The sequence below is a fragment of the Terrimesophilobacter mesophilus genome (assembly GCF_014200375.1).
In the GTDB taxonomy this organism is placed as follows: Bacteria; Actinomycetota; Actinomycetes; order Actinomycetales; family Microbacteriaceae; genus Terrimesophilobacter; species Terrimesophilobacter mesophilus.
The window spans coordinates 1257051-1278338 of record NZ_JACHBP010000001.1; the positions used below are offsets into that span (position 1 = coordinate 1257051).

Annotated in this window: 24 protein-coding genes; 12 read left to right on the forward strand and 12 right to left on the reverse strand. The window is 65.7% G+C overall.

Features of this window, described 5'->3' with window-relative positions; all coding sequences use genetic code 11:
* Positions 1-53: 53 nt before the first annotated feature.
* The 3 genes from BKA04_RS06240 to BKA04_RS06250 are packed head-to-tail and all read right to left on the reverse strand — an operon-like array spanning position 54 to position 2482.
* Entirely contained in the window at positions 54-1103 is a 1050-nt protein-coding gene (locus tag BKA04_RS06240; RefSeq protein WP_104096665.1) for a lipoate--protein ligase family protein, read from the reverse strand.
* 32 nt (positions 1104-1135) lie between these two features.
* Positions 1136-1567: an HIT family protein gene (locus BKA04_RS06245; RefSeq protein WP_104095639.1), complete on the reverse strand. Its 432-nt coding sequence runs from the start codon at positions 1565-1567 to the stop codon at positions 1136-1138.
* Positions 1568-1618: 51 nt separating this feature from the next.
* Positions 1619-2482: an alpha/beta hydrolase gene (locus BKA04_RS06250; protein WP_104095640.1), complete on the reverse strand. Its 864-nt coding sequence runs from the start codon at positions 2480-2482 to the stop codon at positions 1619-1621.
* Between the two features lie 133 nt (positions 2483-2615).
* On the opposite strand from BKA04_RS06250, the gene BKA04_RS06255 reads away from it, so the two are divergent.
* Positions 2616-3032, forward strand: coding sequence for a MarR family winged helix-turn-helix transcriptional regulator (locus BKA04_RS06255; RefSeq protein WP_104095641.1), 417 nt, complete (start codon positions 2616-2618; stop codon positions 3030-3032).
* Positions 3029-4351, forward strand: coding sequence for an MFS transporter (locus BKA04_RS06260; protein WP_104095642.1), 1323 nt, complete (start codon positions 3029-3031; stop codon positions 4349-4351). The genes BKA04_RS06255 and BKA04_RS06260 overlap by 4 nt, the downstream gene beginning before the upstream one ends.
* A 22-nt stretch (positions 4352-4373) precedes the next feature.
* Here the strand turns inward: BKA04_RS06260 and BKA04_RS06265 are convergent, their stop codons facing one another.
* From BKA04_RS06265 to BKA04_RS06275, 3 genes are read right to left on the reverse strand one after another with little or no spacing between them, the layout of a single operon-like run.
* A complete protein-coding gene (locus BKA04_RS06265; protein WP_221234331.1) occupies positions 4374-5699 on the reverse strand; it encodes an MFS transporter in 1326 nt (441 codons plus the stop codon).
* The gene (locus BKA04_RS06270; RefSeq protein WP_104095644.1) at positions 5696-6700 is read right to left on the reverse strand and encodes a Gfo/Idh/MocA family protein; all 1005 of its coding nucleotides are present in this window, start codon (positions 6698-6700) and stop codon (positions 5696-5698) included. Before BKA04_RS06270 ends, BKA04_RS06265 begins: the two co-directional genes overlap by 4 nt.
* Entirely contained in the window at positions 6697-7287 is a 591-nt protein-coding gene (locus BKA04_RS06275; RefSeq protein WP_104095645.1) for a GNAT family N-acetyltransferase, read from the reverse strand. The genes BKA04_RS06270 and BKA04_RS06275 overlap by 4 nt, the downstream gene beginning before the upstream one ends.
* Positions 7288-7498: 211 nt before the next feature.
* Between BKA04_RS06275 and BKA04_RS06280 the strand changes: the two genes are divergently transcribed.
* The 8 genes from BKA04_RS06280 to BKA04_RS06315 all read left to right on the forward strand — a co-directional run bounded on the left by BKA04_RS06280 (position 7499) and on the right by BKA04_RS06315 (position 15740).
* Positions 7499-8242, forward strand: a complete 744-nt coding sequence (locus BKA04_RS06280; protein WP_232841987.1) for a GntR family transcriptional regulator — start codon at positions 7499-7501, stop codon at positions 8240-8242.
* A complete protein-coding gene (locus BKA04_RS06285; RefSeq protein WP_104095647.1) occupies positions 8239-9168 on the forward strand; it encodes an N-acetylglucosamine kinase in 930 nt (309 codons plus the stop codon). The genes BKA04_RS06280 and BKA04_RS06285 overlap by 4 nt, the downstream gene beginning before the upstream one ends.
* The gene (locus BKA04_RS06290) at positions 9165-9905 is read left to right on the forward strand and encodes a sugar isomerase domain-containing protein (RefSeq protein ID WP_104095648.1); all 741 of its coding nucleotides are present in this window, start codon (positions 9165-9167) and stop codon (positions 9903-9905) included. Before BKA04_RS06285 ends, BKA04_RS06290 begins: the two co-directional genes overlap by 4 nt.
* Positions 9902-11239 (forward strand): protein O-GlcNAcase, encoded by a 1338-nt coding sequence (locus BKA04_RS06295; protein ID WP_104095649.1) that lies wholly within the window; start codon positions 9902-9904, stop codon positions 11237-11239. Before BKA04_RS06290 ends, BKA04_RS06295 begins: the two co-directional genes overlap by 4 nt.
* Positions 11236-12522 (forward strand): hypothetical protein, encoded by a 1287-nt coding sequence (locus BKA04_RS06300; RefSeq protein WP_104095650.1) that lies wholly within the window; start codon positions 11236-11238, stop codon positions 12520-12522. The genes BKA04_RS06295 and BKA04_RS06300 overlap by 4 nt, the downstream gene beginning before the upstream one ends.
* 41 nt (positions 12523-12563) lie before the next feature.
* The gene (locus BKA04_RS06305; RefSeq protein ID WP_134542247.1) at positions 12564-13898 is read left to right on the forward strand and encodes an ABC transporter substrate-binding protein; all 1335 of its coding nucleotides are present in this window, start codon (positions 12564-12566) and stop codon (positions 13896-13898) included.
* A 112-nt stretch (positions 13899-14010) separates the two neighbouring features.
* Positions 14011-14901: a carbohydrate ABC transporter permease gene (locus BKA04_RS06310; RefSeq protein ID WP_104095652.1), complete on the forward strand. Its 891-nt coding sequence runs from the start codon at positions 14011-14013 to the stop codon at positions 14899-14901.
* A complete protein-coding gene (locus tag BKA04_RS06315) occupies positions 14898-15740 on the forward strand; it encodes a carbohydrate ABC transporter permease (RefSeq protein WP_104095653.1) in 843 nt (280 codons plus the stop codon). Before BKA04_RS06310 ends, BKA04_RS06315 begins: the two co-directional genes overlap by 4 nt.
* 47 nt (positions 15741-15787) lie before the next feature.
* Here the strand turns inward: BKA04_RS06315 and BKA04_RS06320 are convergent, their stop codons facing one another.
* The 5 genes from BKA04_RS06320 to ddaH all read right to left on the reverse strand — a co-directional run bounded on the left by BKA04_RS06320 (position 15788) and on the right by ddaH (position 19523).
* A complete protein-coding gene (locus tag BKA04_RS06320) occupies positions 15788-16174 on the reverse strand; it encodes a nitroreductase/quinone reductase family protein (RefSeq protein ID WP_104095654.1) in 387 nt (128 codons plus the stop codon).
* A gap of 64 nt (positions 16175-16238) precedes the next feature.
* Positions 16239-16655, reverse strand: a complete 417-nt coding sequence (locus BKA04_RS06325; RefSeq protein WP_104095655.1) for a type II toxin-antitoxin system VapC family toxin — start codon at positions 16653-16655, stop codon at positions 16239-16241.
* Entirely contained in the window at positions 16656-16931 is a 276-nt protein-coding gene (locus BKA04_RS06330; RefSeq protein WP_134542248.1) for a ribbon-helix-helix domain-containing protein, read from the reverse strand.
* 62 nt (positions 16932-16993) lie between these two features.
* Entirely contained in the window at positions 16994-18598 is a 1605-nt protein-coding gene (locus tag BKA04_RS06335; RefSeq protein ID WP_104095657.1) for an acyl-CoA dehydrogenase family protein, read from the reverse strand.
* A 61-nt stretch (positions 18599-18659) separates the two neighbouring features.
* Entirely contained in the window at positions 18660-19523 is an 864-nt protein-coding gene (gene ddaH / locus BKA04_RS06340) for a dimethylargininase (protein WP_104096666.1), read from the reverse strand.
* A 162-nt stretch (positions 19524-19685) separates the two neighbouring features.
* Between ddaH and BKA04_RS06345 the strand changes: the two genes are divergently transcribed.
* On the forward strand, positions 19686-20123 hold the full coding sequence (locus tag BKA04_RS06345; protein WP_104095658.1) for an Lrp/AsnC family transcriptional regulator: 438 nt from the start codon (positions 19686-19688) through the stop codon (positions 20121-20123).
* Positions 20124-20126: 3 nt separating this feature from the next.
* Here BKA04_RS06345 and BKA04_RS06350 read toward each other — a convergent pair whose 3' ends face one another.
* Complete coding sequence (locus BKA04_RS06350; protein WP_104095659.1) at positions 20127-20708, reverse strand: NADPH-dependent FMN reductase; 582 nt, start codon at positions 20706-20708, stop codon at positions 20127-20129.
* A 103-nt stretch (positions 20709-20811) separates the two neighbouring features.
* On the opposite strand from BKA04_RS06350, the gene BKA04_RS06355 reads away from it, so the two are divergent.
* Positions 20812-21288, forward strand: coding sequence for a MarR family winged helix-turn-helix transcriptional regulator (locus BKA04_RS06355; protein ID WP_104095660.1), 477 nt, complete (start codon positions 20812-20814; stop codon positions 21286-21288).

Here is a 21288-nt window from a genome sequence, read left to right on the forward strand (position 1 = left end):
TGACGATTCGATCGCCGGAGATCCCCCTGCCCCCGTGGCGCTTGCGCGCCCACTCAAGGAACACGATAGAGCCACTCGTGGGTGGAGAACTTCTCGGCGACGAGCTGCTCTGCGCGAGCGAGTTCCTCCTCCGTGACGTCGCTCTCGCTGAGCCCGTACAAGCCGCGGAATGTCGCCTCCATCTTCGCGATGATCTCAGCACGGGAGAGTCCGGTCTGGCTGCGCAGCGGGTCGACGCGCTTGGCGGCGCTCTTCGTGCCCTTGTCGCTCAGCTTCTCCCGGCCGATGCGCAGCACCTCGACCATGCGCTCGCCGTCCATGTCGTAGCTCATCGTGACGTGGTGCAGCACTGCCCCGGTACCAAGGCGTTTCTGGGCAGCGCCGCCGATCTTGCCCTTCGCGCTCGTGATGTCGTTGAGCGGCTGGTAGAACGCGTCGATTCCGAGTCCCTTGAGCGCCGTGATGACCCACTCATCGAGGAACGCGTAGGAGTCGGCGAACGACATCCCCTGCACGAGGTCGCTCGGTGCGTAGATGGAATAGGTGATGACCGAACCGGCCTCCATGAACATCGCCCCCCCGCCGCTCACGCGCCGGACGACCTGCATGCCGTACTTCTCGGCGTTCTCGAGGTCGACCTCGTTCTTCACCGACTGGAAACTGCCGATGACGACGCCGGGCTCGTTCCACTCCCAGATGCGCAGAGTCGGCTTGCGACGCCCGGCTCCGACCTCTTCGGCGAGCACCTGGTCGAGCGCCATCTGCAGCACGGGCGGGTATGCGGTGCCGTGGATCAACTGCCAGTCGTAGTCGGTCCAGCTGCTCGCGCGGGACAGCGAGCGCCGGATGGCCACGGCGACCGCCTCGGGGGTGAATCCGAGCAGGAGCGCATCATCCGGAAGCGCACCCCTGACCGCTGCGGCGATCCAGGCGGAGTCGCTGTCCGCCGGCAGGCCGTTGACCGCGTCGTTGATGTCCTCGAGCGCACCGTCCGGCTCGAGGAAGAAATCGCCGGCGAGTCGGAAGTTCTCGATCCGGTCGTCGACGATGTCGAGATCGACGACGACGAGCTTGCCGCCGGGGACCTTGTATTCGCCGTGCATGTTCGCCATCCCGTCTCCTCGGTACCCCCAGCTTAATCGTCGGCAGGAACGAACTCGCCGTACCCGTTAGTGCGCAGGCGGGCGCGGAGACGGATGGCGGCGGCATCCAGGTCTGCGGGCTCGGCCGAGCGGTCGATACCCGATGGATGGAACTCGCGCGGCGACCAGGACGGCCAGACGTGGATGTGCAGGTGCGGAACCATGTAGCCCTCGATCATGAGGCCCGCGCGGTCGGAGTCCCACTCCTCGCGCTGGGCGGAACCGATCCGGTGGGCGACGACCATGAGTTCGGCGATGAGGGTGTCGGGCGCGTCGAGCCACCGGTCCACCTCGAGTCGCGGAACGACGAGCACGTGCCCCGGCTGGCGCGGTTCGATCGTCAGGAAGGCGACGCACCTGTCGTCCTTCCAGACGAATCGCGCAGGCTCCTCACCGCGGATGATCTTCGTGAAGAGCGTGGTCATGGCCGGAGGACCCCGACGGGCTCGACGCGGGAGATGCGGGCTGCCGGGGGACTATCCAATGCGATCGGCCAGCCAGGCGAGCGTGTCGGCGACGACCTCGTCCTTGTTCGTCTCATTGAAGACCTCGTGACGGGCATCCGTGTAGACGATGAGCTCGACATCCGTGAGCCCGCCGCGGTTGAGGTAGCTCTCGGCGAGGAGCTCGGCGCTCTTCGTCCCGCCGAAGGAGTCGTCGCTTCCGGCCAGGATGAGCAGCGGCAGGTCGTGCTCGATCCCCTTCGCGGGTTTGCCCAGCAGCCGGAGACTGTCGGCGAGACCGAAGAGCTTGAGCGCCTTCGCGCTGAACATGAGCGGATCGGCGGCCGCGGTGGCGACCACCTGCTGGTCACGGCTCAGCCATTCGTAGCCGGTCGTGCCCAGGTGTTTGTGCTTCGCGTTGAGGTCGCCGCCGTTCATGTGACGGAGGGTGCGGAACGCGGCACCGCTCAGGATGACGGCATCAAAGTCGGCGGAGTGCTCGTTGACGAGGATCTGCGCGATGATGTTGCCCCAGCTGTGCCCGAGCAGCACGACCTCGAGCCCGGGGTTCTCTTCGCGGATCATCCCGGTGAGCCTGCGAACGGCCTCCACCGTGGCGGGCATCCCGCCCGGGCCGAGCCGGCCGAGCTTCGCGTGGTCTCCGCCGTACTGGCCGAGTCCGGTCCGGCCGTGGCCGCGGTGATCGTCGGCGTACACCGTGTACCCGGCCGCGACGAGTTCGCCCGCGAGCCATTCGTAGCGGGCCGCGTACTCGCCGAGTCCGTGTGCCAGTTGGATGATCGCCCGCGGCTCGTCCGCCGCCCAGACGTAGTAGTGGATGGTCACGCCCTGGGCGTCGACGTAGGTGCGGTCCTGCCGGACCGATGACGTGGTCATGGTGCCTCCTGAGCCCCAGTGTATGGCCGCTCGAACCGGCAGGTCACGCCCCTCGGGACTCCGCCGACCGGATCCCACTGCGCCCCGACCGAGACAATTAGTTAGCGACACTAATTTGCTATGCTAAGTAGTTATGGAGAATGACGGCAACCAGCAACTGAGGCTCGCCATCCAACGACTGGCGAGACGCATCCGGTCGAATGCGGCAGACGATGACATCCCCGAGAGCCAGCGCTCGGTGTTGTTCACGCTGCACAATCACGGTCCGCAGTCGCTCGGCTCCCTGAGCGACCACGAGCGCGTGACGCCGCCCAGCATGAATCGCACGGTCAACGCGCTCGTCGAGTCCGGGCTCGTCACCCGCGTGACCGCCCAGGACGATGCCCGGAGGATCGAGATCGACCTCTCACCGACCGGCCACACCTACGTCGACGAGACGAGGCGTCGGCGCGACGCGTGGTTCTCGATGCGGCTCGACGCGCTCACCGAGTCGCAGCGCCGCATCCTGGACAAGGCGACCCCCGTTCTCAAGGTGCTCGCAGAGCAGTGAACTCCACCTTCCGTTCGCTCCGCGTCCACAACTACCTGCTCTGGTTCCTGGGCGCCCTGACGTCCAATATCGGCACCTGGATGCAGCGCACGGCCCAGGACTGGATCGTGCTCACCGAGCTCAGCGATCACGACGCCGCCGCGGTGGGAATCACGATGGCGCTGCAGCTCGGTCCCGTGCTCGTCCTCATGCCGTGGGCGGGTCTCATCGCCGATCGCGTCAACGTTCGCCGGATGCTCATGGTCACGCAGGCCGCGATGGGCTGTCTCGCGCTCGGGCTTGGCGTCATCGTGGTAACCGGGGTCGCCCAGTTGTGGCACGTCTATCTCTTCGCCCTGCTCCTCGGAGTCGTCTCGGCCATCGATTCGCCGATCCGCCAGACCTTCGTCGCCGAGCTCGTGGAGGTGAAGGACCTCACGAACGCCGTGTCGCTCAACTCGGTGTCGTTCAATGCAGCACGCCTCCTCGGCCCCGCCGTCGCCGGCGTGCTGACCGCCGTCGTCGGAGCCGGTTGGGTCTTCGTGATCAACGCCACGACCTTTGCGGCCACGATCATCGCGCTCGTTGCGATCCGCGTGGGCGAGCTTCGCGCCCAGCCTCGCGCTCCTCGCGCCCGCGGCCAGATCATCGCTGGATTCCGCTACGTGCGGAAGAAGCCGGCCATCATCGTGATTCTCATCATGGTCGGCATCGTCGGGACCTTCGGCATGAACTTCGCGATCTACACGTCCACGATGGCCACGATCGCCTTCCACAAGGGAGCGGCGGAGTTCGGCATGCTCAGTTCCGTCACGGCCATCGGATCGATCACGGGCGCGCTCATCTCCGCCCGCCAGGAACGGCCACGGATGCGCACGATCTTCATGGCATCCGCCCTGTTCGGCGTCGCGAGCGCGATCTCGGCCATCATGCCCACCTTCGAGTCCTTTGCCGTGTCACTCACCCTCATCGGATTTGCCGCGCTCATGTTCATGACGACGGCGAACTCGATGGTGCAGACGACGGTGAAACCGAGCATGCGCGGCCGGGTGATGGCGCTCTACATGGCGATCTTCGTGGGCGGCACGCCCATCGGTGCACCGTTCGTCGGCTGGATCGTGAACCAGTTCGGTCCACGTTGGGGGCTCGGCGTCGCGGCGATCTCGGGCATTCTCGCCGCCGCGGTGTGCCTCTACTGGCTCATGCGATACAAGCAGGTGCGAGTGCGCTATTCACGGTCGTGGCCGCAATTGAGTCTCGGCTATGCAGCCAACCCGAACGTCCATGCGCTCGCCACCCAGGAGATCGCCATCATCGAGGCGGAGGCGCAGAAGGGCTGAGGGCGGGAGTCGACGGCCGCCGCTACGGGGTCGGCTCGAGCGCGTCGTAGTGGCGGAAGGTCGGCTGGAACCGCAGGAGCACCGCGGCGAGCGCGATGATCAGGAGTCCGCCGAGAACGGGCGGGAACCACAGCACCGCGCCCAGCGCAGCGAGCCCGATGTAGAGGTCGCCGACCCGCGGTCCGCCGGAGACGACGACGGTGAAGATGCCCTGCATCCGCCCTCGCATGTTGTCGGGCACCGCGACGAGCAGCATGGTGTTCCGGTAGATCATCGAGACGTTGTCTGCGGCCCCGGCTCCGAGGAGCGCGAGGGTCGCACCCCCGATCGCGAGCCAGTTCGCACCCGACAGTTCCGCCGTCACCGGCTGCCCGAGCGAGACGACGAGCACGATCCCGAACGCGAGGATAGAGGCGCCGTACGTGATGACCGCGTATCCGATTGCGAGCCCATGACGGCGCACCGCTCCAATGCTGCCGGAGAACAGGCTGCTGATCATGGTCCCCACGGCGACCGCAGCGGTCAGGATGCCGACCGTGATCGCGCCGCCGCCGAGCAGTACGGCCGCCACCGCGGGAAAAAGAGAATGCGGTCGACCGAAAGTCATCGCGATGATGTCGATCAGATACGAGGCGCGGATGTTGGGGGCGCGGCGGAGGAACGAGAGTCCGGAGATGAGCGACCGCAACCCGGGTCGGTGCGTCTCCCCCTCCGGCCGGATGGCGGGCAGGGTCGCGATGCCGAGAAAGGCAGCCGTGAACAGGATGACGTCGACGGTGTATGTCCACGGGATGCCGACGAACGCCACGAGCACGCCGGCGAGCGCCGGCCCCACCGTCACCATGATCCCGACGCTCATCCCGCTCAGGGCACCCGCCGCCGGCAGGAGCCGCGCAGGAAGCAGCCGCGGCAGGATCGCCTGACGGGAGGTTCCGATGATGGTCGAGGCGATCGTGTTGATGCAGGTGAGCACGTAGAGCGGCCAGAGCAGGTCGATGCCGAACCAGGCGACGGCGGCGATCCCCGCGATCGAGCCCCACGCGATGAGCGCAGACACCATCGCGACGAGGCGACGGTCGAAGGCATCCGCGAGCATCCCGCCGTACAGTCCGGCGATGATCATCGGCACGAGTGCCACCCCACCGACCATCGCGACCGCGAATGTCGACCCGGTGAGTTCGTAGATATGCAGGCCGACCGCGACGACCGTCATCTGGTTGCCGACCCCGGCGATCGCGTTCCCGGCCCAGAGGCGCGCGAAGGCTGGGCTCTCGCGCAGCGGCGACAGATCGATGAGATGACGGCGTGCGCCGGATGCTGCGGAGATCGTGGCGCCTTTCGCGGTCAGATCCGCTCGCGGAGCGTGTCGAGAATCCCCATGATAGCGATCGAATCGTCAAGGGAGTGGACGGGTGAATCCGTCAATCCTTCGGTGACATGACGAGCGATGGCGGTGGCCTGCCAACACAGTCCCTCTCGAAGGCGCAGGCCGGAATCATCCGTCCAGGTGCTGCGCTCGCTGGCTCTCACGAAGTCGAAGCCATCAGGCATGAGGAACGGGCTGCGCACCTCGGCACGGGCGAGGGTTCCGCTGATCGTCGCCTCGACGGCAGTCTCGGCGAGCATCGTGGTCCCGAGGATCGCCTGCGCGCCATCGGCCGTCTCCAGGATCATCGCCACCTGCGCGTCGACGCCGGTCTCCAGCCAGGAACCTCGCGCAGTGATTGCCACGGGGTCCCCGAGAACGAACCGAGCGAACCAGACGGGGTAGATGCCGATGTCGCGAAGGGAGCCCCCGCCGAGTTCCGGGCGGAACACCGGTGCGGCGTGGTCGGTCCCGAAGTCAGCGCCGAAGTCGGCGGTCACGACCTTGACGTCGCCGAACTCCCCCGCGTCGAGAAGCTGGCGGAGCACATCAGTCTGGGGAAGGTAGCGGCTCCACATCGCCTCCGTCGCGAAAACCCCGACGGCACGCGCAGCGCTCGCGATCGCGCGGGCGTCCTCCGCGTCCACGCCGATCGGCTTCTCGATGAGCACGTGCTTGCCGGCGGCGATCGCGAGCTCGGCGAGAGCGCGATGCTCACTGTTGACCGAGGACACGTAGACGATGTCTACCCCTGGGTCGGCGACCAGTTGCCGATAGTCGCCATAGCTTCGCGGCACCCCGTTGGCCGCAGCAAAGCGTTCTGCTCGCTCGAGCGATCTCGATGCGACCGCGTGAACCCGCTGATCGGTGTTCGCGTGGAGAGTCGCCGTGAAGTCGCCGGCGATCTCTCCCGGGCCGAGGATGCCCCACCGCAGAATCGGGCCGCCTCTCAACGGCGTGACCCTGGGGTCGGGAAACCTCACAGCTTCATTCCCATGAAACGGACCCCGGGCCGCTCGTCCAACACCTGGAATCCGATGTGCCGGTAGAACTGCGTCGCGTTCTCGTTCTCCTCCGCCACGCCGAGATGCACGCCGCGCGCGCCCTGCTCACGCAGGCTCCCGAGGACGGCTTCGATGAGCCCCCGGCCGAGCCCGTGGCCCTGGATGCGAGGAAGGAGGTCGATATGAAGGTGGGACGCATACTCGGCGACCACATCATCCGGTGCCGTCTCCGGGAAGTGAAGGAGACGGATGGCGTCGTCGTCGGGTGTGGAGCCCTCCGTAATCGGGTACTGCTCGCGCAGCGCGGGCCACCATTCGGCCTCCTCCCACGCCTCGAAGGCGCGCGTGTCCGCGGCGGCGAAGCTGTATCCGGCAATCCCCTGCGAGTCCGCCGCGGCGAAGGAGTGCGCCGGCTGCCCGACGAGGTACGGTCCGACGTAGACGTGCCCCAGCAGGTCGGGGTTCCGAAACAGCTCGCTGGCATCATTGCCCGAGTCTCCGGTCTGCAGGCAGACACGATACACGCCCGGCAGATCCTGGAGAGTCGCTCGTCGAATCACGGTCACGCAGCCAAGATTACTGCCCCGATCAAGTGGTCTACCGAAGTTTGGAAGCCCGTCCTTCGAGTGGTCTACCCACCGAGCCGGATGTCGCCCGGATCGCCTGATTCATGGGGGAAAAGTTCACAGCAAGCGGTCTCGCTCGCGGATGCAGTCAGCTGAAAAGTGGTCTCATAGTTCCCTTGCGCACTGCGAACATCCGCGCTCTAATTGCCGGGTGCCCATCGTGGAAGCCTCTACGCGACATTCCGTCCGCGCCCGACTGCGTGAACTCGTCGCCGCCGCGAACGTCGGAGATCGACTGCCGAGCGAACGCGACCTCAGCGTGCGCTGGGGAGTCGCCCGGATGACGCTGCGGCGAGCCGTCGACACGCTCGTCGCCGAAGGGATCGTCGAACGCCGACACGGTTCCGGCACCTACGTGACCCCGCAGCCTTTCGTCCGCATGCTCGGGCTCACCTCCTTCTCCCAGGACATGCGCGACCGCGGTCTCATTCCGTCCAGCCGCCTGCTCGCGTTCCGCGTCATTCCGGCCGACGGGACCCTCGCCGGCCAGCTCAGGATCCCGATCGGCGACCCCGTCCTGAGCTTCACCCGGCTTCGCACGGCAAGCGGCGACGCCATGGCGGTCGAGTCCGTGTGGATCCCGCAGAAGTTCGTCCCCGGCCTCGGCGGAAGCGACCTGGGCGGATCCCTCTACGAACTCCTTGCCGAGCGCTATCGGATCACCACCGGCGCGGCGAAGGTGTCGATCGAACCGGTCCTGCCGGAGCCCCGCGTACGAGAGCTGCTCACGCTTGACGAGGACCAGGCCTGCCTGCGCATTCGCATGGTGGACTCGGACACCCGCGGGCAGGTCATCATGATCGCCAACTGCGTGTATCGCGGCGACCGCTACCAACTGTCGGCCGACATCACAGGGGCGGCGTTCCTGTCGGCGGCGGTCCGGCGGGCAGGATGAGCGGGGTTCTCGCCGTGGACGGCGGCCAGTCGGGCATCCGGCTCAGGCACAGTCAGAGTCGGGAGGTGGTCGAACTCGAGGGCGTCAGCCGTCTCGAAGGCGATCCGGTGGAACGAGTGGGGTCCCTCATCATCGACGCCGTCGGAGCCGCAGGATTCCCCACGGCGGACATCGCCGTACTCGGGCTGACCACCGCTCCCTCGGATTCGCGGGACAGGGCTCGGCTTTCCGGCGCTCTCGCCGAGAGCCGGGTGGCGAGCGAGGTCTGGATCGCGGATGACGCGGTGACCTCCCACGTCGGGGCGCTGTCGGGCGAACCCGGCGTGTCCCTCGTCGTCGGCACGGGAGTCGCATGCCTCTCTCGGTCGGCGGACGGCAAGCCGCGCATCTTCGATGGTTACGGATACCTGCTGGGCGACGACGGCGGTGCGTGGTGGATCGGCAGGGCCGGGGTGCGGGCCGCGCTCGACGCACACGCCGGTCGAGGTGATGCCACCTCTCTGGTGGAAGCGACGATCGAGCGATTCGGCGCGATTCAGGACCTGCACGTGAGGCTTCACGATTCCGCCAGGCCGGTCAACGACATCGCCCAGTTCGCCCGGGAGGTCCTGCGCCTTGCCGCGGGAGACGACGCGGTCGCCCGCGAGATAGTGAACGACGCGGCCGACCTCCTGTTCGACACCACTGTCGCCGCCGCTCGCTGGTCCGGATCACGCGCCGTCGCCGTAGCCCTCGGCGGCCGGATGTTGCAGCCGGGAACTCCGCTCCGCGCCAGGCTCGATGAGCTGCTGGCTTCGGAGCCGGAGTGGCTGCTCGCACGCAGTGCAGACGGGACAGCACTCGACGGCGCCATGGCGCTCGGCCTGTCCGGTGCAGGACCCTTCAGCGATCTCGTGGATATAAGGAAAGAAGGAGTACACGAATGAGTCGTGACGCCAGGAGTTCCGGGCGCGAGTTTCTCGCCATCGCCCGGCAGCTGATCGAGCGGCTGGAGTTGGAGGAGTGGGAGAACATCAGCGCTGCAGCCGTCTGCGTCGCCGACGCCCTGGAGGGCGGCCACTCCATCCACGCGTTCGGCACCGGGCACTCGCACATGCTCGCCGAGGAACTCTTCTATCGGGCCGGAGGGCTCGTCCAGGTGAAGCCGATCCTGTTCGAGGGACTCATGCTGCACGCCAGCGCCCCGCTGAGCACATCGCTCGAGCGCCTTGACGGGCTCGCCGCGGCACTCCTGAAGGACCACCCGATCGCTCTCGGCGACGTGTTGATCGTCGCATCCAACTCCGGGAGCAATGCCGTGACCTCCGAACTCGTGCAACTCGTCAAGGAGCTGGGCGTGACATCGATCGCACTCACGAGCCTGCACCACGCGATGTCCACGTCTGCTCGATCGACGAAGCTCCCTCGGCTTCACGAACTCGCTGACATCGTGATCGACAACGGCGGTGCCGTCGGCGATGCGGCCATCGCCGTCGACGGTTTCGACAAGCGGATCGCACCGACCTCCACGATCGTCGGGGCGGCGATCCTCAACACCATCGTCGCGGAAGCAGTGCAGCTCCTCATCGAGCGCGGCGTCCGGCCCGAGGTCTACAGCAGCAGCAACCTCGACGGCGGCGACAAGGCCAACGCCAACTACGTGGCGAAGGGGTTGGCCAGATGACCGCCTCGAAGTCGCCGTTCGCCGTGCGAGGGATCATCGAGGGCCACTACGGAAAGCCGTGGTCGCATGACCAGCGGCTGGACATCGTTTCGTTCATCGCGGACAGGGGAATGAACACCTTCGTGTACTCGCCGAAGGACGATCCGCTCGTCCGGCGCGACTGGCGTGTGGCCTACAGCGGCGCAGCTCTCGAGCGGCTCGCGGAGCTCGTCGACGCGTGCGCCGGCCGCCACATCCGATTCATCTACTGCCTCTCGCCCGGCCTGTCGATCGAGTATTCGAATCCATCCGATCTCGACTCGCTCTCTGCGAAGTTCGACAGTGTCGCCTCCATCGGCGTCACAGACTTCGGTCTGCTGCTCGACGACATCCCGCCGCAGCTCCAACACGAGGCCGATCGTGTTCAGTATGTCGACCTCGTCGACGCCCACATCGATCTCGTGTCGAGGCTGTACGACTCGTTGCCTGCCGGCGACTCTCTCGTGGTGTGCCCCACCGTCTACTGCGGGTACGGGGACGAGGAGTACGTCACCCGCTTGGGTCGCGCGATCGACCCGCGGATCGACCTGTTCTGGACCGGTCGTGCGATCTGCTCCGCCACCATCGACCTCGCCGATGCTGCGACATTCGCGCGGTCCACCTCTCGCCCAGCGACCTACTGGGACAACTACCCCGTCAATGATGTGGCGATGACGCACGAGCTGCACGTCGGTCCGTACCAGGGTCGCGATCGTCACCTGTTCCGATTCGCCACCGGGGTCATCGCAAACGGAATGGAGCTCTTCGAGTCCTCCAAGATCGCGTTTGCGACCATCGCCGACTACCTGGCGGATCCGCAGTCCTACGACCCGCAGGAGAGCTGGGTTCGAGCGATCGACCTGGTCGTCGGCGAGGCCGACAGCAGCGCCTTCACCCTGTTCGCGGACAACGTACGTACCTCCTGCCTGTCGGAGGAAGAGGCTCCGATGGTGTCCGCAGCGCTCGCCCGATTCGCGTTCCGGTTGCAGCAGGGCGAAGCGGTTGCCGCGGGTGAAGAACTGCGAGAGTTCGCCGAGCGTCTGTCCGGCGCCGCACGGCACCTTCTTGAGGGCGGGGTTCGGAACCGCGCTCTCCTCGCCGAGGCGCGACCATGGGTCGAGAAGTTCTCGCTGGGAGCCGACATCATGCTCGACCTCGCGAGTCTCGCGGTCGAGGGCACCCTGGCCTCGCTCGGGCGCGAGCGAATGGAGGCGAGCCTCGCCAGGCTTCGTGAACTGCGGCCGAGCGTGTTCGGAGCCGCGCTCGAGATGACCCTCACCGATCTCCTCGCGACAGTGAAGGAGGATACGCGATGACCGCCGTCCACGCCGGTGCCGCCTCGCGGGTACTGCACCTCGATGCGGGCCTGCCGCTGTCGGGTTACGTGGTCGAGCATCGCAATGCCGAAGATCCTAACGAAATCCTGGATGTGCGTGCCCTCGTCATCGAGAGCGGTGGAGGCACCACGGTGATCGTCAGCTACGACCTGCTGTACGGCAGCGAAAGCCTGACGACGCAACTGCGCGAACTCATCCGGGTCGCTCATGGAATCGACGGGACCGGGGTGCTGGTCAACGGCACACACACCCACTGCTCGCCACGGGACACCACCGCTCGCGTCAATCCCGAACTGGTGTCCAGTCTGGCGGCGAGCGGGCTCGAGGCGGTCACGGCCGCTCTCGCATCGCTCGCGCCGGTCCGAGTGGTGTCCGGTGCCGCACACGGCATCGGGATCGGACAGAACCGCCGCGAGCCAGACGGCGCGGTCGACGACTCGGCACAGCTGGTCGTGTTGCAGCGCCTCGACGGATCGGTTGCGGCGACGGTGGTCAACCTCGCCTGCCACCCCGTCGTGCTGGATGACGAGACGACCGTCTATCACCCCGACTTCGTGGGCACTCTCCGCTCGCTCGTCGAACAGGCATACGGTGGCACCTGCCTGTTCCTGCAGGGCTTCGCCGGCGACACGAACCCGATCGTGACCGAGCACACGATCCGCGAAACCCGGCGCGTCGGTGCCCGCGCCGCAGCTCCGATCCTGGCCGGCTTCGCCGAATTGCTGGCGACTGATCGGAACCCGACGGTCTACAACCTCAGCCTCGGCAGAGAGGTGGCCGTCGCCCAGCCTTCGGGGACGATCCACACCGGTCCCATCAGGTGTTCGAGTGTGCTCGTGACGGCAGCCCAGCGCTCCCTCGACAGACCGGAGCGACCTGAGGCCGCCGACGAGGCCAGGCGCATCGAGGAGTGGATCACCGCGCTCTACCGGGTGCAGGATCCGATCTTCAACTCGATGGACATGCTTGCCGAATATCGCGGTGACCTGCAGCTGGAGGTCCAGTCGATTGCGCTGGGGGACGAGCTGCTCATCATCGCCTTCCCCGGAGAGCCGCTGGGCGAGGTCCGTCGCCAGATCATTGCCGGCCTGCCCGGAAGACAGGTGCTCACGGTCGGCTATTCCAACGGCTCCCCCGGCTACATCCCCTACCGGGCCGCCTATGCCCACTCGGGCTACGAAGTCGGATGCTCCACCGTCGCACCGGGAACCGCGGAACGGCTGGTGGCCGCTTGTCTCGAAGCGCAGAGTCCGACCCGATGACTTCTGCCTGTGTCTAACAAACGAACTGAAAGGTAAAGGAAGTGAAAACTCGAACGAACAACATGCTCAAGGCCTCCATCGCAGCGACCGCTGTCATGGTCGTCTTGGCCGGATGCTCGACCGCATCCGATTCTGGTCCCCAGCCGGAGAAGGACGCCCCGAAGGATCTCTCCGGAAACATCTCCGTGTGGTGGAGCCAGAGCGACCGGGAAGCAGACGAAGCCCGAACGGCGCTCGAAGGCTTCAAAGCGCTCTACCCGAACGTCAAGGTCACCTATCACGACGGCCAGTCGGACGAGCAGATAGCGAAGGCCATCGCGACCAACGCCGACATCGACATCGCGATCTCGAGTGGGCCGGACAGCCTGGGGACGTTCTGCACATCCGGCGCGTTCGTCGATCTCGCTCCGTACATGAAGCGCGACAAGGTGGACATGTCAGTGTTCTCCGGCGCGGCCAAGGAGTACACGCAGCTCAACGGTGAACAGTGCAGCCTTCCGTGGCTGAACAATGCCTACGGCCTGTATTACAACACTGATCTGCTGGCGTCGGCAGGGGTCACTGAGCCCCCGAAGACCTTCAGCGAACTCGAGGATCTCGCGCTCAAGCTCACCACGTACAACGCCGACGGGTCGATCAAGACCCTCGGATTCAACCCGCTCATGGGGTTCTACGAGAGCCTGCCGCCGCAGTGGATGGGCACCGTCAACGCATCGTGGATGCCCAAGGGCGAAGCATCGTTCTCCACGGATCCCGCATGGGCCAAGCTCATGACCTGGCAGAAGGACTTCATCGACAAGATCGGTTACGACAAGCTCCAGGCCTTCACGGCTGGCCTGGGCGATGAGTGGTCTGCCGATCAGGCCTTCGAAACCGGACAGATCGCGATGGTCCTCGACGGGGAATGGCGGGTGGCCTTCATCCAGGACCAGGCTCCGGGCATCGCTTTCAAGACCGCGCCGATGCCGACTGCCGATGACAACGCCGACGCCTATGGCGCCGGCTACGTCTCCGGGAGTACCGCAGGCCTCACTCGGGCTTCCAGGAACCCCGAGGCCGCCTGGGCGTTCCTGAAGTACGCGACCATGGACACGCAGGCGCTCGTCACGGCAGCCAACCTGCTGAAGAACATGCCCAGCACGGAAGCCTCACGTACTTCACCCGATCTGACGCTTCCTGAAGCATCGGACACGTTCCTTCACATTGTGAGCAATCCGTATTCTGTGACGGTGACGCCGGCATTGTCCGGGAGCGCAGTCGGTGAGAGTGTGCTCAAGTTCATGCAGCAGTTCCAGGCGGGTGATGTCTCCAATCTGCAGGAGGGGCTCACGAAGTTGGACTCCGACATCATGAACGCGATCGAGCTCAGCAAGTAGGGGATCGATCTTGACCGGCACGATCGTTGAGGGCCGAGCGCTTCACGGTGCTCGGCCCGCACGCCGAAGAGTCTCCCGATATCGCCGAAATCGGCACCTGGTCATTTGGGCCATGCTCACTCCGGCGATCCTCGGGCTACTCGTGTTCTTCGTCTACCCCCTGGTCGCGAACCTGTACTACTCGTTCACCAGCTACGACCTGCTGTCGCCTCCCCGATGGATCGGCCTGCGCAATTACACCTACCTGTTCACGCAGGATCCGAGAGTGGCAGCTGCCGCGCTCAACACCCTCTGGCTCGTCCTCATCATGGTCCCGATAAAGATCCTGGCGTCGCTGGGAGTCGCGGGCCTCCTGATGAAGGCCAGGCGAGTGTCCGGATTCTGGCGCACCGTGTTCTACCTTCCGGCGCTGGTCCCGCCGGTTGCGTCCGTGGTCGCTTTCGTCTTTCTCTTCAACCCCGGCAGTGGACCCGTCAACGCGGCTTTGCGCTCGGTGGGCATCGCCGGGCCGCTCTGGTTCAACGACCCCCAATGGTCGAAGCCGACACTGGTCGTGCTCGCCATCTGGGTCATGGGCGACGTCATGATCATCTTTCTTGCTTCGCTTCTCAATGTGCCCCGGGAGCAGCACGAGGCCGCCGCTCTGGACGGTGCCAATGCCGCACAAAGAATCGTCTACGTGACGCTGCCGGCCATCGCTCCCGTGATCCTGTTTGCGGCCGTGACGGGCGCGATAGCAGCGTTGCAGTACTTCACGGAGGCGGCAGTCGCATCCGGGGTGGCCAGTGGAAAGTCCGGCGTGTACACCAAGCTCTCGGATGTCATGGGCTATCCCGCCGACTCCCTGCTGACGTACACGGAATGGCTGTACGCACGTGGATTCGGGAGCTTCCAGCTGGGTTACGCTGCCGCGCTCGCCGTGGTCCTCTTCGTCGTGACCGCTGTCTTCATGGGATTGCTGTTGCGGAGATTCGACGCATTCAACCCGGATGGAAGATCATGAACCACAACACCCAGAGCCGTCACAGGGTTCTCAACTTCATTGCCGACAACACGATCCTGGCTGTCCTCGGGGCCCTGTTCATCGCCCCCATCGTCCTCGTCCTGCTGACGTCGTTCATGTCCGGTCGACAAACGCTGACGGCCTCATGGTGGCCCGATCCCTGGGAGTGGGACAACTACGTCAAAGCCTTCACCGAGGTGCCGCTCGCCAGTTGGTTCGCCAATTCGACGATGTACGCCGTCTTGAGCACGGTGTTCATGATCGTCTCGTCGGTGCCGGCGGCCTACGTGCTTGCCAAGATCAAGTTCCGCTTCTCCAACGTCATCTTTCTCGCCATCATCGTCGCGATGCTCCTGCCGCCGCAGGTCACGATCGTGCCCATCTATGTCATGTGGGCGAAGATCGGACTCACCGGCACGTTGTGGCCACTCATTCTGCCCAATCTCCTGGGAAGCGCCTTCTCGATCTTCCTGCTCCGACAGTTCTTTCTCACGATTCCGAGCGCATACGCTGACGCAGCTCGAGTGGACGGAGCGGGAGAGGTGGGCGTTCTCCTCAAGGTGATGGTCCCGATGACCCGATCCGGCATCGCGGCCGCCGCAATCTTCCAGTTCTTCTATTCCTGGAACGACTTCTTCGGCCCGCTGCTCTACACGTCGGAGAACCAGCAGGCCTGGCCCGTCGCCTACGGGCTCGCAACCTTCCACGGCTCACACGGCACCGACTGGGGCATGACCATGGCCGTGACGATGCTGGTCACCCTCCCCGTCGTCATTGTCTTCTTCTTCGCCCAAAGGGTGTTCGTGGAGGGAATCAACCTCACCGGTGTCACGGGTTGATGCCTGGCTCACCCGGAATCGATTCCGAGACGTGCGCCTCGACCGGGTCAGGCATCGCTGAAGTTCACCTCCACGAGTGGGCTACCGGAGAGCCAGTCCTCGAGAGTTCCCTCAACTGCCTCCCCGCCGTCGCGAAGTCTCGTCACGATCGCTGAGAGGACCATCTGTCGTTCGACGTCGTCGACAATCGGCCGAGCGACGGCGGCCAGGTCAGCGACGGTCGAACCCTTCATGTGGAAGACGAAGTTCGGCGAGCTCTGAAGATTCGCGTACCAGCTACGCCTCCCAGGGGTGCCGGTCAGGTAGATCTTCCCCGCCACCGTGAAGAACCAGATCTCGATCCGTCGTGGCTCGCCCGAGATCCGACCCGTTGTCGTGATGTCGATCGTTCGGTCGGTGTCGAGCGCCCGACGTATGTCCCTATTCGTGTTCATCGTCTGGTGCCATAGTGGCGACGGTAGCCGATGGAGGAGACTGTCGCGAACACCGGCTCGAGGATCAGAGGATCCCTGGGGAGACCGTGCGGAACCCGAGCTCACTTGCGGACAGGAGCAGCCGCTGGTCGTAGGCGCAGACGAGGTCGGCGTTCACGAGGGTTGCCGTCGCGAGATGGATGGCGTCCAGGCTGCGGAGGGAGAAGGGCCCGAGCCGGGTGGCGATACTGGCGACCTGGTCGGTGATGGGGTACTCGATGACGCCGGACAACGCGGTCCCGATGAGATCCACGACTGTGAAGGGATCCATCTCGTCGAGACGCTGGCGGATGATCCGCGTCGTCTCGATCGTTCCGAGCGCCGAAGAGAACAACCTCGCCCCCAACTCGACGTGCTTCGCCAGCGTGTCGACGAGTGGCTCAGACTCCACCTCCTGCAATGCGCGCTTCACCAGCGCACTGCTGTCGACGTAGATGAGCACTCAGAACCTGTCTTCTCGGTCGAGCAGATCCGCTGTGGTGACACCCTCTGGCAACCGGAGTAGTCGCGGCGCCCGGCGGAACGGCTCACGCGGCGGTTTCACGATGCCTGCGGCGATGAGCTCTTCCAGGGTTCGGCCGGTCGGCTTGTTCGGCGAAAGGCCGAGGAAACTCTCGAGCGCCTCCCGGATGAGTGCCTGCTGCGAGCGGCCCGTGCGCTCGGCCTCCTCACGCAGGGCGACCGCCACCTCAGGGCGCAGTCTCAGATTCATGGCCATTTCATCACGGTACCATTCGGTACCACTGCAGTACCGGCCATGCTGCTCACGGAATGTTCGAGTCAGTGCCGGTCGAGTATCGCCTTGAGATCGACGCCCCGCGGGAGCACACCGTAGAGTCGGCCGCGATCCTCGCCCAACCGCGACTGCACGAATGCGTGGGCAGCCGCCGCTGGTGCGAAGCGCAGCATGAGCGATGCCTGCAGGGTCAATGCCAGGCGCTCGGTGATGCGACGGGCCTGCGACGGTTCCGGAGCCACAGCGAGCTCCCGGCGGGTGTCAGCCAGGTAGGTGTCGAACAGGGGGTGGATGCCGTCGGCGAGGGAGACCTCGGCGAGGAACGCATCCACGGTGCCCGGCTCGCGGGCCATCGCCCGCAGCACATCGAGTGCGATGACGTTGCCGGATCCCTCCCAGATCGCCATGACCGGCTGCTCCCGATACCGTCGAGCAAGCGGGAAGTCCTCGATGTAGCCGTTGCCGCCGAGGCACTCCATCGACTCGTAGGCGTGCTCCGGCCCGCGCTTGCAGATCCAGTACTTCGCCACGGCGGTCGCCAGGCGGCGGAATGCCTGCTCCTGATCGTCCGCATCGTCGTCGTGCGCGCGGGCGAGACGCAGGCCCGTCACGGTCGCCGCCTCGGATTCGAGCGCCAGGTCGGCGACCACCGCGGTCATCGCCGGCTGGTCGACGAGCTTCGCCCCGAACGCCGACCGGTGCCGCACCAGCCACAGGGCCTCGGCGACCGATTGGCGCATCCCTGCCGCCGTTCCCAGCACGCAGTCGAGGCGGGTGCGCGCGACCATCTCGATGATCGTGGCGACGCCGCGGCCCTCCTCGCCCAGAAGGTGGGCGACCGTGCCGTCGAACTCGACCTCGCACGAGGCGTTCGAACGGTTGCCGAGCTTGTTCTTCAGGCGTTGGATGGCGAAGGCATTCCGGGTGCCGTCCTCGAGCATCCGGGGGAGCAGGAAGCAACTGAGTCCAGCCGGTGCCTGCGCGAGGACGAGGAACGCATCCGACATGGGTGCGCTGCAGAACCACTTGTGCCCGGTGAGGCGATGGCTTCCGTCGCCGGCATCCACGGCGACCGTCGTGTTCGCCCGCACGTCGGAGCCACCCTGCTTCTCGGTCATCGCCATGCCGAACAGCGCTGACGGTTTGCCCGAGGAGAGGGTTCCGTCGTAGTCGCGGCTCAGGAGCCGCGGAAGCCAGCGTGCGGTCAACGCTTCGGATGCCGCGAGCGCGGGCACCGCGGCGTGCGTCATCGAGACCGGGCAGGCGTGACCCGGCTCGACCTGCGCGAAGAGCATGAACGTCGCCGCTCGCGCGACATTCGCCCCCGGTCGCGGATCCGCCCACGCACTCGTGTGGGCCCCATGCGCGACAGCGGCCGTCAGGATGCGGTGGTACGACTCGTCGTAATCGACCTCGTCGATCCGGTTCCCGTAACGGTCATGGGTACGCAGTACCGGAACCTGAGTGTTGGCGACTTCGGCATCGTGCTGAAAGGCGGCACTCCCGACGAGCTTCCCCACCTCGCGCAGCTCACCGAGCGCCCACTCGGCGCCGAACCGGGCCACCGCATCCACGAGCGGTCGGTTGGCACCGAACTCGTCCACGTCGACACGCGGTGGTGCCTGGTTCTCTCCGTCGTGGATGGACATGCCACCACGCTAATCCCGAACGCGGGAATCCGTACCTGCGGCCAGCCCGCCGTGTCGAGCGCTAGCGCCGGAGCTCCAGGGTGCAGCACTTGACGCCACCGCCACCGAGCAGCAGCTCGGAGAGGTCGACGCCGATCGGGTTGTAGCCGTGCTCCCGCAGCTGCCGTTCGAAGTCCTTCGCCCGTGAGGCGATCACCACGTTGTACCCGTCGGAGTACGAATTGAGCCCGAGCACGGAGGCGTCCTCCTCCGTGACGATGATCGCATCCGGGTATCTCTCGCGCAGGACGGAGAGACCGGCATCATTGAACGCCGACGGCAGGTAGGCGATGTTCGCCGCTTCGCCGGGGGCCGGGGCAGGATCGAGGACCGCGATGGCCGTGTCGACGTGGTAGAAGCTCGGGTTCACGAGCTCGAGCGAGATGACGTCACGGCCGAAGATCTCGGCCACTTCGCGATGGCTGGCACGATCAGTGCGGAACCCGGTTCCGGCCAGGATCGTGTCGCCGACGAGCAGGAAGTCCCCCTCGCCCTCGTTGACCTCCTTCGGCACGCGCACGTCGTATCCGTTCGCGCGGAACCAATCCATGTATGCGGGGCCCTCAGGCTGCCGCTCGGGGTAGGTGAAGTTCGCACCGTATGCGATGTTGTCGAGGACGAAACCTCCGTTGGCCGCGTACACCATGTCGGGAAGCCCGTCGATCGGGTCGACGAGCTGAACGTCGAATCCGAGCTCGAGATAGGTGCGGTAGAGCTCATTCCACTGCGTCACCGCGAGCGACGTGTCGGTCGGGTTCTCCGGATGCATCCACGGGTTGATCTGATAGCTCACGGTGAAATAATCGGGTCGGCACATGAGCACCGACCTCTTCGACACCGTGCGTTCAGGGGTCTCGGCTCGATTCCGGGCGAGAGTCTCGGTCATGGCCTGCTCCATTCCTTCGGCGGACTACGTCACTCCCTCGAGCCCCGTCCCGGGACGCCGGTTCAAGTCTGTCACGGCGGTATCTGACGCTTCACGCCGAAGGGCGCATTGATCCTGCGTGGTGACTCCCCTCGGCACAACGATTCACCATAGGATCTGCACATGGACAGCCTCGATTACGGCATCATCGACCTTCTCCGCCAGAACGCTCGTGCCGGGTACGGCGACATCGGGGAGGTGATCGGGCTGTCGGCATCCGCCGTCAAGCGCCGCGTGGACCGACTCGTCGCCGACAAGGTGATTCGTGGGTTCACGATCCAGGTCGACCCGAACGTCGACGGCCTGGCGACTGAGGCCTACGTCGAACTGTTCTGCCGCGGCACGGTCGCCCCTGAGGACCTCCGCCGCATCCTCGCCGCCGTGCCCGAGGTCGTCGACGCGGGGACGGTCACGGGCAGCGCGGATGCGATCGTCCACATGCGTTCGCGAGACATCGCGAGTCTCGAGGTCGCCCTCGAGCGGGTCAGGCTTGCGCCCAACGTCGATCACACGCGATCAGCGATCGTCCTGTCCAAGCTCATCCACCGAACCCAGGAGTGACGATCAGGCGGCGAGCGACTCGTCCTCGGCGCGCAGCGGCTTGAGCGCTCCGGCCCACGCGGCGATCTGGTCGACCTGCTTCTGCAACTCCTCTAGGTGCAGGTCGGCCGGCGCGAACTCCGAGAAGTTCTTCCAGTCGGTGAAGATCGAGAGCATGACGTTCTGGCGCACGTCGGCGATCTCGAGTTCGGCGAGGATCTGGCGGAGGTGCTCGTTCGCGCGCACACCGCCCATGCTGCCGTAGCTCACGATGCCCGCGGCCTTGTTGTGCCACTCGGCGGCGACGAAGTCGAGCGCATTCTTGAGCGAGCCGGGCAGCGAGTGGTTGTACTCGGGCGTGACGAAGATGTATCCGTCGAACTCGTCGATCCGGTTCGCCCACGCCCTGGTGTGCGCGTGCTGGTACTGGCCCATGCCGGCAGGAAGCGCCTCGTCGAGAATCGGCAGCGCGTAGTCGGCGAGGTCGACCAGTTCGAACTCGACGCCATCGGCCTTCGCGTTCGCCTTGACCCATTCGCCCACGGCGAGGCCCTTGCGGCCCGGACGGGTACTGCCGACGATGATTCCGATCCTGAGGTGTGACACTGGTGCCCTTTCGCTGCATTTCCGACGCCGCCAAAACTTGGTGACACATCACCATAATTCACCACTGGTTGATGTGTCAACTATCTAGTAGGATGTTCACAGGATGTCCGAAGTCTCCGAGGTCAGCGAAGCGGAATGGGCCGTCTGGCGCACCTTCTACGCCATGCGACGGCAGCTCGACCGCGCCCTCGAAGACCAGCTTCAACGGGACGCCGGAATCTCCGGCCCCGACTACGAGATCCTGCTCTCCCTGTTCGAGTCTCCTCAGAGACGGATGCGCAGTCGCGACCTCTCCGCGCGCATCGGCTGGGAGAAGAGCCGCATCTCGCACCAGGTCACCCGCATGGAGAACCGGGGCCTCGTCGAGCGCAGCGAGTGCGAGGACGACCTGCGCGGCACCTGGATCGGCCTGACCACCGAGGGCCGCCGTGCCGTGCTCGGGGCGATGCGCGAGCACACCACGGCCATCCGGAACCTGTTCTTCGACGTCCTCACGCCCGACGAGCTCGCATCACTGCGGGCCGTCTCCGATCGCGTGCTCGGTGCGATCAACCCGCCCCTGTGCGACGAGGCCTCCTGA